Source organism: Streptomyces sp. NPDC050535, assembly GCF_044457665.1.
Taxonomy (GTDB): domain Bacteria; phylum Actinomycetota; class Actinomycetes; order Streptomycetales; family Streptomycetaceae; genus Streptomyces.
Genome location: NZ_JBITHE010000001.1, coordinates 313,550 through 327,886 on the forward strand (window position 1 = coordinate 313,550; position 14,337 = coordinate 327,886).

Genomic DNA, 14,337 nt, shown 5'->3' on the forward strand with positions numbered 1-14,337 from the left:
CCCCGAACGACAGCGGCGCGACCATGAACCAGGCACCGACACCGACCGCGGACGCCGTCCGCCGACTGGTCCGTTCCCTGCTCGCCGACGCCCGTGCGGACGGCCCGGGACCCGAGGTCCGGCCCGTCGCCGAGGGCGGCGAACACTCCACCTGGTGGGTCGGCGGCCGCCATGTGCTGCGGCTCGCCCCGGACCAGGAGGCCTCCGCGCGACGACGCCGCGAACTGCGGCTGCGTGACCTGGTCCGCCCGCACGTCGGGGTCGCGGTCCCGGTGAGCGTCGCGCACGGCGACTGGGCGGCCGGGCTGGGCTACACCCTCGACACCAGACTGGCCGGCGTCACCGGCGAGGAGCAGGACGTCTCCGCTCTCGGCGAGGCCGACCTCGCCGCGCTGCTCACCGGGCTGCGCGAGGTGCCCGTACGCCAGGCCGAGGCACTCGGCGTGCCGCGCGCCGCGCCGCGCTCCCTGGAGGCGCTGCGGACGTCCGCCGAGCCGGCCGCCGCGCGGCTCGGCGCCGCCGACGAGTTCGACCCCGCCCGGCTCACCCAGCTGACCGCGGCCGCCGCCGTCCAGCTCGGCGCCCAGCCCGGTACCGCCGTCCTCGTGCACCACGGCCTCAGGGGCGAACACCTGGTCGTCAGCGCCGACGGCCGGGTGCGCGGCGTCCTGGACTGGGCCGACGCGGTGGTCGGTGACCCCACCGAGGACATCGCAGGGCTCGCCGTCGCCGTCGGCGCCCCCGCGGCCGTACGCGCCGCCACCTTGTCCGGGTACGGCGCCCGCCCCTGCCTGCGCGGCCTGTGGCTGTCACGCTGCGACACCGTGATCCGCCTCGCCGACCGCCTCCAGGGCCGCGGCGACACCCCCGTCGCCCTGCTGCGGATCCAGCTGCGCCGCGCCTGGGAGGCGATCCTGCTGGAACGGGTCACAGAACTGACGGGCGACGACTGAGCCGCCTCGGGCTCACCCCTGCCGCAGCACCACACACGACTCGCCCGGCACATTCAGCACCCCGTCCTCGCCCGGCGCGCCCACCGGTTCCCAGGCGGCCAGCACGCGCGCGTTGCGGACGCCGAGCGGGATCGCCGCCGTCTCCTTCGCGAGGTTCACGGCCACCCGGACGTCACCGCGCCGCAGGGCGAGCCAGCGGCCCTCCTCGTCGTAGGCGACCTTCACCGCGGCGAGATCGGGGTCGGAGAGGTCGGCCTGGTCGCGGCGCAGGGTGATCAGGTCGCGGTACCAGGCCAGCACGCGCGCGTGGAGTGCCTTCTCGGGCTCCGACCAGTCCAGACAGGAGCGGTCCCGGGTGGCCGGGTCCTGCGGGTCCGGGACGTCCTCCTCGGCCCAGCCGTGCGCCGCGAACTCCCGGCGCCTGCCCCGCCGTACGGCCTCGGCGAGCCCGGGATCGGTGTGGTCGGTGAAGAACTGCCAGGGTGTGCCCGCCGCCCACTCCTCGCCCATGAACAGCATCGGAGTGAAGGGCCCCGTGAGCATCAGCGCGGCGGCGCACGCCACCAGCCCGGGGGAGAGGGAGGCCGACAGCCGGTCGCCCTGGGCGCGGTTGCCGATCTGGTCGTGGGTCTGGGTGTAGCCGAACAGCCGGTGAGCCGAGACGCGCGTACGGTCGAACGGGCGGCCGTGGGCGCGCCCGCGGAAACTCGAGTACGTGCCGTCGTGGAAGAAGCCCGACGTCAGCGTCTTCGCGAGCGCCGGGAGCGGGGCGCGCGCGAAGTCCCCGTAATAGCCCTGCGACTCACCCGTCAGCGCGGTGTGCAGGGAGTGGTGGAAGTCGTCGTTCCACTGCGCGTGCAGTCCGAGGCCGCCCTCCTCGCGGGAGGTGATGAACCGGGGGTCGTTCAGATCCGATTCGGCGACCAGGAAGAGCGGCCGGCCCAGATCGGCCGAGAGGACGTCCACAGCCGTCGACAGCTCCTCCAGGAAGTGCAGCGCACGGGTGTCCCGCAGCGCGTGTACCGCGTCCAGCCGCAGCCCGTCGAGACGGTAGTCGCGCAGCCAGGCCAGCGCGCTGCCGACGAGATACGCGCGCACCTCGTCCGAGCCGGGCGCGTCCAGATTCACCGCCGAGCCCCAGGGCGTCTGGTGGGTGTCCGTGAAGTACGGCCCGAACGCGGGCAGATAGTTGCCGGACGGGCCGAGGTGGTTGTGCACCACGTCGAGGACGACACCGAGGCCGAACTCGTGCGCCCGGTCGACAAAGCGCTTCAGCGCCTCCGGGCCGCCGTACGGCTCGTGCACGGCCCACAGCGACACGCCCTCGTAGCCCCAGCCGTGCCGCCCAGGGAACGGGCAGAGCGGCATCAACTCGACGTGGGTGATGCCCAGTTCCCGGAGATGACCGAGCCGCTCGGCGGCCGCGTCCAGAGTGCCTTCACGGGTGTACGTCCCCACGTGCAGCTCGTACAGGACCGCACCCGGCAGCGGTCGTCCCGCCCACGGGACCCGCCAGTCGTACCGCTCGGGGTCGACCACCGCGCTCAGCCCGTCGGGACCGTCCGGCTGGCGGCGCGAGCGGGGATCGGGCAGTACGGGCCCGTCGTCCACCGCGAAGCCGTACCGCGTCCCGTCCCGGGCCTCCGCGTCACCCGTCCACCAGCCCACCCGCTCGGGATCGCGCTCCAACGCGCGGGTGGCACCCTCGCAATGGAGTGTCATCCGGTCGGCCTGCGGTGCCCACACCTCGAACCGCACAGACGGTTCCCCCTTGTCCGCTCAACCGTGGTCTGCTCAACCGTTGTCTGCTCACCGTGACGTAGCTCGTCCATGGTGCTTGACGCGAGATCAATTCGCTTTCCAATCCACCCTTTCACCGCGTGTTCGCCATCCGAAACGGTATGTCCGGACGCAGTCACCGTTTCCGTGGTTTCTGGACACCTCGCCCGCGCTGCCCGACAATCACGAGCGTGACGTCGTCCTTCGAGTTCCACACGTACCCCGCGCGACTGTCCGACGCGGAGCGCGACCGGGCGCTGAAGGTGCTCCGTGACGGCGTCGCCCTCGGGCGCCTCTCGCACGACACGTTCATCCGCCGCATGGAGCTGGCGCTCACCGCCCGCAGGTCCGACGAGCTGGCCGTGCTCACCGCCGACCTGCCCACCCAGAACCGCTGGTCGAAGGCGCTGTTCGGCAGCGTCGAGGCGGTGTCGGGGTTCTCCGCGCGGCTGCGCAGGGCCTGGCGGGCCGAGCGGCTCCCGAAGCTGCTGCTGCCCCACCCGGCGGGCATGTACCCCCTGCGGATCGGCCGCGACCCCGGCAGCGGTCTGCGGCTCAACCACGAGACGGTGTCCCGGGTGCACGCCGAACTGAGCAGGCAGGGCGGCTTCTGGGTGCTGCGCGACCTGGGCTCGACGAACGGCACGACCGTCAACGGACGGCGCGTCATCGGCGCCGCCGTCGTGCGGGACGGCGACCAGATCGGCTTCGGACGGATGACGTTCAGGCTGTCGTCGGACTGACCGCCCGGAGGGCCTTCCGGGTTCGCCTCCGTCCGACCTCTGGCCTGGGTTTCGCACACCGTTTTCCTCGACTCTCCTTACCTTCCACGGTGTTGACGTACCTCCACGGGCGTGACTGACTGTGCGTACACCATGCACATCAGGTGAACCGACGGCACCACGTAGGTGGAGGTGTGCCCTGCCGCCGCTCCCTCGCTACCCGACCGTGGACGAGCTGGGAGCCCGTGCGGCCGCGCTCGTCGCCCGCCGTCCCCGCGACGCCCGGCTGCGCCGCGTGGGCACCTCGCGGGCGGGCACGCCTCTGTGGCTCCTGTCCGTCGGGCACGGCAGCCGGCAGGCCCTCGTCGTCGCCGGACCGCACGCCAACGAACCGGTGGGCGGCGCCACCGCCCTGCGGCTGGCCGAACGGGCGCTCGCCGACCCCCGGTTGTGCGAGGGCGCGGACGCCACCTGGAACCTGCTGCTCTGCCTGGACCCCGACGGCTCGCGCCGCAACGAGGCCTGGCTGTCGGGCCCGTACACCCTCGGCAACTACTTCAGGCACTTCTTCCGGCCCGGCTTCCTGGAGCAGCCCGAATGGCTGCCCGAGGGCGCGGACGGCGCCACCCTGCCCGAGACCCGCGCCCTCCTCGACCTCCAGGACGAACTGCGGCCCTTCCTCCAGTGCTCCCTGCACGGCGTCGACGTGGGCGGCGCCTTCGTGGAACTCACCCACGAACTGCCCGGAATCGCCCAGCGCGTCGCGCACTCCGCGACCCGCCTGGGCATCCCGCGCGAACTCGGCCCGTACGACACCCTGTACTGGCCGACGCTCGGCCCGGCCGTCTACCGCATCCCGCCGCCGCGCCGGGGAGACCTCGCGGCCGCCATAACGGAGGCGGCGGTCGAGTCCACCTGGTTCCACCCCCACCCGTACGGCACCGTGACCGCGGTCGTCGAGGCGCCCATGTGGGGCGTGGCCGCCGTGGAGGACGCCACGCCGCCCGCCGACGCCGACGCGGTGCTGCGCGCCGTCAGCCACACCCTGCGCCGCGACACCCGCCTCCTGGAGGGGATCCTCGCGCGCGTGCGGCCCGTTCTCGACGGCTCCCCGGACGTGGCCCGCCTCCTCGCCCCCGTGGACGACTATTTACTGGTCGGCCCCGGTCTCGCCGACTCGTGGGACCCCGACCTGTACGACGGCGGAGCGCGCCCCCTGCCGTCGCTCGACACCGCCCGCCTCACCGCCCTGCGCCTCGCCGGACGCCGGGTCGCGCTGCGCACCGCCGGACTGCTCCACCAGCTCGTCACCGGCTCCGGAGCCGACCCGCGGGGAGTCCTGCCTGAGCTCGACCGGCTGATCGACGAGTGGTGCGCCGACTACCGCGACGGCTGCGGGGCGCGCTGGATCCCCGTCGCACGTCAGGTCGAGTACCAGGCACGCGTGGTGCTCGCCGTGTTCGAACTCGCCGGGCGGCACGCGCGCGTGGGCTCTCGTTCGGGTGAGACGGGGTGGGGTTCGCAGGCCGCGGTGCCGATGCACCGGGAATGACGAAAACCTCTCAAGCGGTACGGAGCGGTCTGCTCGCGGCGGTCGCCCTCCTCACCGTGGGCGCGGCCCCGGCCCAGGCCCAGGTGATGCCGCGGCACGCCGTACCGGGCAACTGGCTGTACGTCACGGTCACCACCGGCGACGCCCGCTCCAGCGACACACGCGGCACCCTGCTGCTCTGCGACCCGCCCCAGGGACACACGCACGCGGCACAGGCCTGCGAGGAACTCCGCGCCGCCGAAGGTGACATCGGGCGGATCCCGGTCAGGGCCGAAGTCCTCTGCCCGATGATCTACGCACCGGTCACCGCCTCCGCGCGCGGCGAGTGGAACGGCCGGCCGGCCGAGTACACCCACACCTTCTCGAACACCTGCATGATGGGCGTCGAGACGGGATCGGTGTTCGCCCTCAGGGGCTGACTCAGGCCGACGTGCCGTGGGCGTCCCGCGCGTGGCGGGCCGCCGCGATCACCGTACGGGTCTGGTGCTCGACCTGATGGTCCAGAGGAACCCAGCGGGCCCGGAAACTATCGGCGAAGGCGTCGCTCCAGGCGGCGACGAGCCGTTCCAGGCGCGGTGCGTCGCGGTCGTCGGCCTCCCCGAGGACCCGCAGCAGCATCGCGGCGGCCCGCAGCGGCAGCCGGCGGCCGAACGCGTCGACACTGCCGACGTACGCCATCGTCGTGTTCGGCGGCGGTATCCGGACCCAGTCTTCGGCCAGGCCGGGCACCAGTTCCAGCGCCCACCTGGCGGCGCGCAGGAGCGGCCCTTCGGTGCCCTGGAGCCGGGGCAGCGTCCCGGTGAGCACCGCCTCCACCTGGAGCGTGTCCCGCAGCAGCCTGCGCGCCAGCCGTCGCATCGCCGCCCCGGGGGCCGGGTGCGGCGTCGGGTCGTCCACCAGGTCGCCGGCCCACATCGGCACCTCGACGATCGCGGTGAGACCGCCGTAGCGGTGGGCGTGGTACCAGGTGCTGTGCCGCGCGTCGTCCGGCAGGCTCGGGTACGCCGCGTCCAGGCCGGGAGCCGGCATCACATGCACCCCGGGCCCGGAGGCGGGCCAGCCCGCGGCGTCCGAGGCGGCCGTCTCCACCGGGATGTGCAGTTCCGCGGCGGACTTGGCGAACGGTTCGGCGAGACCGGGGACGTCCTTGGTCAACTGCACCCAGCTACCGCCCAGATCGGTTCCGTGCAGGCTGACCTGGAGGTAGGGCCGCACCTCGTCGATCACCCGGGTGAGGACGCGGGTCTCCGGCGGAAGCCGGTCGGGCGGCAGCACGGACGGGGACCACTCCGGCTGTTCGGGCCCCGCCGGGCGGAAGAAACCGAGGTGGTAGTCGAGCAGGGTGCGCGGCGCCGGTGTCACATGGAGGCTCGCCCCGTCCGGGTCCGCGCAGAGCAGGAAGTGCCAGGAGGTGTCGGCGCGCAACTCCCGCTCGTGCAGCACCCGTTCGGCCACCGCGAGGACGGTCGAGCCGCCGATCGGCTCGTTCGCGTGGGCGCCCGCCACGACGAGGACCGCGCGCCGTGCGTGGCCGATGGACAGCAGCCGCAGCGGTCTGCCCGCGCGCGAGACACCTACCTGGCTGAGCCGGCACAGGCCGGGCCGGTGAGCTGCCAACGCCCGGGCGGACGAGACCGTTTCGGTCACAGTGGGGTAGCGCAACTCCGGCAGGAGACTCACCCCCGACTTGTCCGCCCTGCGTCGCCTTTCGCAGTACTCCACTTACCGAGTGAACTGTCAAGGAGATGAAGGGGCGGCTCCAGGGGGCGCCAATGGGCATTTACCGCTGGCAGGGGGCGTGCACCGACAGATGGCGAACACGGCGCCTGTGCAGGTTGCGCCCGGCTATGGGTGGTGTCGTCACGCCGGGGACCGACTTCACTCGTACGGGTGAGCGCGGCCTGCGGTACGGGCGCCGCGGTGGTCGGCTTGAGACCAGTCGCGCGCGGATCCGGCGCGCGGAACCGAGGCGGGAGGCCGACGGTGCTGTGTCCTCACGGTCCGCCCGGTATTCCCGGTGCTCACGTTCTGCCTGGCGAAGGCACGTCGACGACCCTCCCGGGCGGGCCGGCACGTGCGGGCGGGGCGGGGCCTGAACCCGGGCCGGCCCCTGCGACGGAGCCGGCGCCGACGACAGGATCGGCACCTGTGTCCGGACCGCCGTCCGTGTCCGGACCTCTCCCCGCGGCCGGGTCCGGTGCCGGGCCCGCGCCCTGGAACCCGTGGCCCGCGATCTCCGCCGAGTCACCGGGCCACTGGGCGGAGAGCGCGTGCACACTGACGAACTTGCCGCCGTGGAACAGCCCACCGCCGTGGACCAGCCCGGCGACGAGGACGGGGCTGCCGACGAGGACGGGGCTGCCGACGACGATGGCAGAGGTGCCGGAGACTGCCGGGTCACCGGAGACTGCCGGGCCACCTGAGACGTCGGGGCTACCGGCGACCGCGCCACCGGAGTCCGCCGCGCCGACGGTGACCTTCGTGCCACCGGAGTCCGCCGGGTCACCGGCCACCACCGCGCTCCCCGCCCCGCCCCCGCCGACAGGACCGAGGCCACCACCCCCCAGCCTCCTCGCCCCCGGCACCCAGCGGGACCCGTACCCGCTCTACCGTGTGCTCCGCGAGCGGCACCCCCTGGTGTACGACGGGCGGTTCGGTGCGTGGCTGGTGAGCAGGTACGTCGATGTGCGGGCCGCGCTCGCGGATCCCCGGCTGGTCGCCCTGCCGCCGGGACGCACCCTGGCCCACCTGGAGGGCGGTACGCACAGCGCGCACCGGGCGGTCGTCTCCCCGGCGTTCCGCGGGGCCGCGCTGGCCGCCCTGACGGCCGGTGTCGCCCGCACGGCGTACGTCCTGGCCCGTCGTCTCGCCGCCCGCCAGGAGGCCGACCTCGTCGCCGAGTTCTGCCAGTGGCTGCCGACCGCGGCGGTCGTCGCCGCGCTGGGGCTGCCGTACGAGGACACCGCGCGCGTGCACGCGTGGTGCCGGACCGGCCTGGACCATCTCGGCGGGCACCACCCCGAACTCGACGCCTTCCTGCGCCCGTACATCGTCCGTCGCCGCGCTCACCCGGGCGCCGACCTGTTGTCCGCCCTGTGCACGGCACAGGCCGACGGACGTCCGCTGTCGGACGACGCCGTCGCCGGGCTGGCGGGGTCCCTCCTCGGCGCGGGCGGCGAGGCGACCGCGCGGGGACTGGCGTCGTTCCTCGCCAACCTCCTCGACCACCCCGGCCAGTTGCGGATCGTCCGCGCCCGGCCCGCCCTCACGGCCGGTGCCTGGGCGGAGTCGCTGCGCCGCGATCCGCCGATGCACATCGTGCTGCGGCGGGCCGTCGAGCCGGTCGGCGCGATACCCGTGGGCGCCGCCGTGGCGTGTCTGCTGGGCTCCGCGGGCCGCGACCCCGCACGGTTCGCCGACCCGGACCGCTACGACGCCTTCCGCACCGATTCCGGGCAGCTCGCCCACGGTTCCGGACGGCACTTCTGTCCCGGAGTCCTGCTCGGCCGGCTGACCGCGGAACACGGCCTGCGCGCCCTGCTGACGGTTCTGCCGGACCTCCGGTGGGTTCCGGGCTTCCGGCCCGTCCCGGAGGGACTGGTCAGCCGATCACCGCGGAGCCTCCGGGTGCGTCTGCGCTGACCCGTTCGAGCAGCACCACGGGCACCTGCTCGAAAAGCTCCGCCACGCGCGCGTGCCCGCTGAACTCCCGCCCCGGGGTGAGCACATCGGCCCACCGTCCCTCGGGGAGGACGAGAACCGTGTCGCGCCAGCCGCCCGCCTCCGCGAGCCGCAGCGACAGCCGCGTGACAGCCGTGACCACTTCCCCGGAGCGTACGAACGCCACACAGTGCGCGGCGCCGGGGCCCTCCGCCACCAGCGGCGCGTACGTCGCCGAGTCGCCGAAGACGGCGGGGCGCCGCCCGCGCAGCCGCAGCGCCCCCGCGGTCAGCGCCGCCTTGGCCGAAGCCCGCTCCTGCGGTGCGAACGGCCGCCGGTTGTCCGGGTCCACCAGCGCCAGGTACTCGCCCTCGGTGCCCTGGTAGACGTCGGGAACCCCCGGCATCGTCAGATGGACCAGAGCGGCCCCCAGGACGTTCGCCCGCACATGCGGAGCCAGAGCGGCCCGGAAGTCGGCCACGTGCCGTCCAGGAGCCCCGCACGGCCCCTCCGCGACGAACGCCGCCACCGCTTCCTCGTAGGCAGGGTCCTGCTCGGTCCACGCGGTGTGCAGTCCGGCTTCGCGGATGTGCTTCAACAGGGCCCCCTGGACCCGCTCCGGGTCGGACGGGCCGAGCCCGAACACCGTCTGCCACGCCGCCCACGCCACCTGCGGGTCCGGCACGCCCGCGCCGTCGCGGGTCACCTCGGTCAGCACGTCGGCCCACCGTCCGGGGCACTCGGTGAGCACGGAGAGGGCGGCCCGTACGTCGGCGCTGCGTTTCGTGTCGTGCGTCGACAGGGCGGTTCCGGTGGCAGGCCAGTCGCGCTGCACGCGCGCGCAGTAGGCGTGGAAGTCCTCCCGGGACACGGCCGGGCTCCCCGGGTTCCCGCCCACCTCGTTCGCCGAGAGCTGGGGCACATAGCGGTAGAACGCGGTGTCCTCCATGGACTTGGCCCGCATCGCGGACGAGGTCTGCGCGAACCGGGCCCGGAACTCCGCGTGCCCCGGCCCGTCACCGGCCCGCCCCAGCACCAGATCCCGTACGACGTCCACGGCGTGCGCCTCCTCGGGCACCGTGAAGACCGCCCGGGCCTCGGCGGCGGCCTCCTCGGTGACCACCAGGGCGGCGTCCGAGGAGGGGTAGGGCCGGTACACCTCGAGGCGTACGAGGAGTTCCCGCAGCGCGGCGCCGAGTGCCCAGGGGGCGTGGTCGCGCAGCCCGGGGTCCGGGGAGGCGTCGCACAGCCGGCTCGCCTCGCGCGTGAGGCGTTCGACCTCGGTGGCCAGTTCGTGCGTGACGACCTTGTACGCCGCCCGGCGCACCGTCGCCTCCCACTGGCCGCCCCGGTCGCTCTGCGGGGCCGCGAAACGCCGGTACTGGCCGAGGAGTTCGCCCGCGCCCGCGGGGTCCGTGAAGATGCCGTCGACGTGCCGCAGGGCGTCGTAGCCGGTGGTGCCCGCCACGGGCCACGCGGCGGGCAGCGGTTCGCCGTCGGCGAGGATCTTCTCGACCACCGTCCAGCGTCCGCCGGTCGCCTCGTGCAGCCGGCGCAGATACGCGTCCGGGTCCGCGAGCCCGTCCGGGTGGTCGATGCGCAGCCCCTCCACCACGCCGTCGTCGAGCAGCTCCAGGATCTTCGCGTGGGTCGCCGCGAACACCTCCGGGTCCTCGACGCGCACCCCGATGAGCTCCGAGATGCTGAAGAACCGGCGGTAGTTGAGCTCGGTACGGGCCAGCCGCCACCACACCGGGCGATACCACTGGGCGTCGAGCAGCCGCGGCAGTGGCAGGCCCTCGGTGCCCGCACGCAGCGGGAACACGTGGTCGTGGTAGCGCAGCACGTCGCCGTCCACCTTCAGGTCACCGGTCTGCGTGCCCAGCCGGCCCCCCAGCACCGGCAGCAGCAACTGTCCGCCCTGGGCATCCCAGTCGATGTCGAACCAGCGCGCGTAGGGCGACTCGGGCCCTTCGCGCAGCACCTCCCACAGGGGGCGGTTGTGTCGCGGGGACATCGCCATGTGGTTCGGCACGATGTCCATGACCAGACCGAGACCTTGTTCCCGCGCGGTGCGCGCCAGGGCGCGAAGTCCGTCCTCCCCGCCGAGTTCCTCCCGCACGCGCGCGTGGTCCACGACGTCGTAGCCGTGCGTCGAGCCCGGGACGGCCTCCAGGACGGGGGACAGGTGCAGATGGGAGACGCCGAGCGAGGCCAGATACGGCACGGCGGCCTCGGCGGCCCCGAAGGGGAACTCCGGCTGGAGCTGCAACCGGTAGGTGGCGGTCGGCACGACGGTGGGCTCGGGCTCGGGGAGTACCGGTTCTGGACGCTCAGGTGTCATGGAAACCTACGTACCCGCCCCGCCGCCTTTCGTGTCATCGGAGCACGCAAACGGGCACGCGCGAGCGTGCCCGTGGTCGAACGTGGTTCGGCCGCCGCGCCGGCCGCGCCCCCTCACCGGGGGCGCGACCGACGACGTACGACCGCGAAGACCCGCCACGCGCGCGTGCCCCGAAAGAGCCGCGACCGGGCCGGTCAGGCAGGCCGCTGCAACACCGTCATGCTCCGGTCGACCAGGGGCAGCCGGTCCCCGGCCTCGACCTTCGCGCCCGTTCCCGGCGGCACTCCCTCCGGGAGTGCCGTGTCGACGACCACCTGCCACTGGCGCCCGTGGTCGACCGGGACCACGAACTCCAGGGACTGCGGCGAGGCGTTGAACATCAGCAGGAAGGAGTCGTCGGCGATGCGTTCCCCGCGCGGGCCGGGTTCGGAGATCGCGTTGCCGTTGAGGAAGACGGACAGGGCGCGCGCCGTCGCGGAGCCCCAGTCGCGCTCGGTCATCTCCCCGCCCTCCGGGGTGAACCACGCGATGTCGGACAGTTCGTCGTGCGTGCCCTGGACGGGGCGTCCGTGGAAGAACCTGCGGCGCCGGAAGACCGGGTGGTCGCGCCGCAGCCACACCATCGCGCGGGTGAAGTCCAGCAGTTCGCCGTCCTCCTCCGGCCACGGCACCCAGGACACCTCGCTGTCCTGGCAGTAGCCGTTGTTGTTGCCGCTCTGGGTGCGCGCGAACTCGTCGCCGTGGCTGAGCATCGGCACACCCTGGGAGAGCATCAGCGTGGCGATGAAGTTGCGCTTCTGGCGTCCCCTCAGGGCCAGGACGCCGTCATCGTCGGTCTCGCCCTCGACCCCGCAGTTCCAGGAGCGGTTGTGGCTCTCGCCGTCGCGGTTGTCCTCTCCGTTGGCGTGGTTGTGCTTGTTGTTGTACGAGACGAGGTCGTTCAGCGTGAACCCGTCGTGGCACGTCACGAAGTTGATCGAGGCCAGGGGGCGGCGGCCGTCGTCCTGGTAGAGGTCGGACGAACCCGTGAGCCGGGACGCGAACTCCGCCAGCGTGCGCGGCTCGCCCCGCCACATGTCCCGTACGGTGTCGCGGTACTTGCCGTTCCACTCGGTCCACAGGGGCGGGAAGTTGCCCACTTGGTAGCCCCCCTCGCCGACGTCCCAGGGCTCGGCGATCAGCTTCACCTGGGAGACCACCGGGTCCTGCTGCACCAGGTCGAAGAACGACGACAGCCGGTCCACCTCGTGGAACTGCCGCGCCAGCGTGGCCGCGAGGTCGAAGCGGAACCCGTCGACGTGCATCTCGGTGACCCAGTAGCGCAGCGAGTCCATGATGAGCTGGAGCACGTGCGGGGAGCGCATCAGCAGGGAGTTGCCGGTCCCCGTGGTGTCCATGTAGTAACGGGGGTCCTCCGTCAGGCGGTAGTACGAGGTGTTGTCGAGGCCCCGGAAGGACAGCGTCGGCCCCAGGTGGTTGCCCTCGGCCGTGTGGTTGTAGACGACGTCCAGGATGACCTCGATGCCGGCCTCGTGCAGCGCCCGGACCGCCGACTTGAACTCCAGGACCTGCTGGCCGCGGTCGCCCCAGGAGGCGTACGCGTTGTGCGGGGCGAAGAAGCCGATCGTGTTGTAGCCCCAGTAGTTGTTGAGGCCCATGTCCACCAGGCGGTGGTCGTTCACGAACTGGTGCACGGGCATCAGTTCGAGCGCGGTGACGCCCAGTTTGGTCAGGTGTTCGATGATCGCGGGGTGGGCGAGTGCCGCGTACGTGCCGCGCAGCTCCTCCGGCAGCTCCGGATGCTGCATGGTGAGGCCCTTCACATGGGCCTCGTAGAGCACGGTGTGGTGGTATTCGGTGCGCGGCGGCCGGTCGTCGCCCCAGTCGAAGTACGGGTTGACCACCACCGACGTCATCGTGTGCGGCGCCGAGTCGAGGTCGTTGCGCTTGTCGGGCTCCCCGAAGTGGTAGCCGTACACCTCCTCGCCCCACTCGACCGCGCCGCTGATGGCGCGCGCGTACGGATCGAGCAGTAGCTTCGCGGAGTTGACGCGCTGCCCGCGCTCGGGCGCGTACTGCCCGTGCGCACGGAAGCCGTAGCGCTGCCCGGGCATGATCCCGGGCAGGTAGGCATGCCGGACGAACGCGTCGCTCTCGCGCAGCTCCACCGCAGTCTCCGAGCCGTCGTCGTGCAGCAGACACAGCTCTATACGGTCGGCGGCCTCCGAGAAGACCGCGAAATTGGTACCGGCACCGTCGTACGTGGCACCGAGTGGATATGCCTCTCCAGGCCAGACCTGCATGGATGTGACTCTTCCAGTAGTGCCGTGCCCCTGGGGGCTGCTCCGTGCGGAGTCTCCCCGAAAGTGAGGGAACCTCCTATGACTTACGTCCCTCTTACCCAATGACCAGGCATACCTCGTGTGCCGAACCAGCAGGGCTCGAAACACTCCCGGACTGACCAAGGGGGAGTAGGGGGAAATGTGCGCAACATAGTGCACCGCCATCTCGGCAAGGTAGTGGCGGGTGCGGCCATAGCGGTGGCCGGTACGGCCGTCATGGTCGGTATCACTCTGCCGGGCACGGCGGGGGCCGACGACTCGGGCGGAGCCAAGGGAAGCGCCGGCGGCCAGACATCGCAGGTGGCGGGTCAGCAGGGCTCGGCGGACGTGCAGCCGGGCGTCGTCGAGGAGGCGCCCGACGAGGGCGAGAAGGGCACGGGCCGCGACCCGTTGACCGACGACGAGACCGAGCGGGTCGAACGGATCGCGCTGAACCGGCAACTGCGCCTGTCCTCCGAGGACGTCGAGGGGGAGACCGGCCCGCAGCGGATCGGCGTCGACCTCGCCGAACCCGCCGAGGACGAACTGGACGACCCGAACGCGCCGCGCCGCGCCGAGGTCCGGTTCTACGACTACAAGGACGACACGCTCGTCACCCGGACGGTCAACCTCGACACCGGGAAGGTCGAGCGGACCGACACCCAGCACGGTGTCCAGCCGCCCATCAGCCGCGACGAGATGACCGAAGCCGCGCAGTTGCTGATCGGCGACCCGCTCGGCGCGGGCCTGCGTGCCGACTACAAGGACGCCACGGGCAAGGCACTCACCTCACCCGGCCAGCTGATCCTCAACAGCATGGTCTATCGCGCGATCCCGGGTGTGCCCGCCGTGCTCGCGGACTGCGGCACGCATCGCTGCGTAAGGCTCTTCCCCAAGGTCACGAACGGGCCCTGGATCGACAGCCGTGACGTGATCATCGACCTGAGCGCCCGCAAGGTCGGCAAGGTCGGTTGACCGGGGCTCCGGCCGCTGTCGGTTCCCGTAT

At 72.7% G+C, this 14,337-nt stretch carries 11 protein-coding genes; 6 read left to right on the plus strand and 5 right to left on the minus strand.

Translation table 11 applies throughout. The annotated features are described in order from the left end of the window. Positions 1-23 precede the first annotated feature (23 nt). Positions 24-953: an aminoglycoside phosphotransferase family protein gene (locus tag ACIBLC_RS01290; protein WP_399208518.1), complete on the plus strand. Its 930-nt coding sequence runs from the start codon at positions 24-26 to the stop codon at positions 951-953. A gap of 12 nt (positions 954-965) precedes the next feature. On the opposite strand, the gene treZ is transcribed toward ACIBLC_RS01290, so the two are convergent. Continuing rightward, on the minus strand, positions 966-2,711 hold the full coding sequence (gene treZ, locus ACIBLC_RS01295) for a malto-oligosyltrehalose trehalohydrolase (protein ID WP_399208519.1): 1,746 nt from the start codon (positions 2,709-2,711) through the stop codon (positions 966-968). A gap of 212 nt (positions 2,712-2,923) precedes the next feature. Between treZ and ACIBLC_RS01300 the strand changes: the two genes are divergently transcribed. The 3 genes from ACIBLC_RS01300 to ACIBLC_RS01310 all read left to right on the plus strand — a co-directional run bounded on the left by ACIBLC_RS01300 (position 2,924) and on the right by ACIBLC_RS01310 (position 5,425). Beyond that, positions 2,924-3,475: an FHA domain-containing protein gene (locus tag ACIBLC_RS01300; protein WP_399208520.1), complete on the plus strand. Its 552-nt coding sequence runs from the start codon at positions 2,924-2,926 to the stop codon at positions 3,473-3,475. Positions 3,476-3,680: 205 nt separating this feature from the next. Next, entirely contained in the window at positions 3,681-5,006 is a 1,326-nt protein-coding gene (locus ACIBLC_RS01305; protein WP_399208521.1) for a M14 family zinc carboxypeptidase, read from the plus strand. Continuing rightward, positions 5,003-5,425, plus strand: a complete 423-nt coding sequence (locus ACIBLC_RS01310; protein ID WP_399208522.1) for an SSI family serine proteinase inhibitor — start codon at positions 5,003-5,005, stop codon at positions 5,423-5,425. The genes ACIBLC_RS01305 and ACIBLC_RS01310 overlap by 4 nt, the downstream gene beginning before the upstream one ends. A 1-nt stretch (position 5,426) precedes the next feature. Here the strand turns inward: ACIBLC_RS01310 and ACIBLC_RS01315 are convergent, their stop codons facing one another. Both ACIBLC_RS01315 and ACIBLC_RS01320 read right to left on the minus strand, forming a co-directional pair. Next, positions 5,427-6,686: a M14 family zinc carboxypeptidase gene (locus ACIBLC_RS01315; RefSeq protein WP_399208523.1), complete on the minus strand. Its 1,260-nt coding sequence runs from the start codon at positions 6,684-6,686 to the stop codon at positions 5,427-5,429. A gap of 341 nt (positions 6,687-7,027) precedes the next feature. Then, complete coding sequence (locus ACIBLC_RS01320) at positions 7,028-7,519, minus strand: hypothetical protein (RefSeq protein ID WP_399208524.1); 492 nt, start codon at positions 7,517-7,519, stop codon at positions 7,028-7,030. On the opposite strand from ACIBLC_RS01320, the gene ACIBLC_RS01325 reads away from it, so the two are divergent. Next, positions 7,488-8,648, plus strand: coding sequence for a cytochrome P450 (locus ACIBLC_RS01325; protein ID WP_399208526.1), 1,161 nt, complete (start codon positions 7,488-7,490; stop codon positions 8,646-8,648). The genes ACIBLC_RS01320 and ACIBLC_RS01325 overlap by 32 nt on opposite strands. Here the strand turns inward: ACIBLC_RS01325 and treY are convergent. After that, on the minus strand, positions 8,608-11,010 hold the full coding sequence (gene treY / locus ACIBLC_RS01330) for a malto-oligosyltrehalose synthase (protein WP_399208527.1): 2,403 nt from the start codon (positions 11,008-11,010) through the stop codon (positions 8,608-8,610). The two genes, ACIBLC_RS01325 and treY, sit on opposite strands and share 41 nt — an antisense overlap. A 194-nt stretch (positions 11,011-11,204) precedes the next feature. Next, positions 11,205-13,313 carry a glycogen debranching protein GlgX gene (glgX, locus tag ACIBLC_RS01335; RefSeq protein ID WP_399208528.1) on the minus strand — a complete coding sequence of 703 codons (2,109 nt, stop codon included), beginning with the start codon at positions 13,311-13,313 and terminating at the stop codon, positions 11,205-11,207. Positions 13,314-13,493: 180 nt separating this feature from the next. On the opposite strand from glgX, the gene ACIBLC_RS01340 reads away from it, so the two are divergent. After that, the gene (locus ACIBLC_RS01340; RefSeq protein ID WP_399208529.1) at positions 13,494-14,306 is read left to right on the plus strand and encodes a Tat pathway signal sequence domain protein; all 813 of its coding nucleotides are present in this window, start codon (positions 13,494-13,496) and stop codon (positions 14,304-14,306) included. Positions 14,307-14,337: the final 31 nt, after the last annotated feature.

Excerpts from the sequence above, each read along its gene's own strand:
- treY (WP_399208527.1), bottom strand. The coding sequence starts at position 11,010 with ATGACACCTGAGCGTCCAGAACCGGTACTCCCCGAGCCCGAGCCCACC.
- ACIBLC_RS01310 (WP_399208522.1), top strand. The coding sequence starts at position 5,003 with ATGACGAAAACCTCTCAAGCGGTACGGAGCGGTCTGCTCGCGGCGGTC.
- glgX (WP_399208528.1), bottom strand. The coding sequence starts at position 13,313 with ATGCAGGTCTGGCCTGGAGAGGCATATCCACTCGGTGCCACGTACGAC.
- ACIBLC_RS01290 (WP_399208518.1), top strand. The coding sequence starts at position 24 with ATGAACCAGGCACCGACACCGACCGCGGACGCCGTCCGCCGACTGGTC.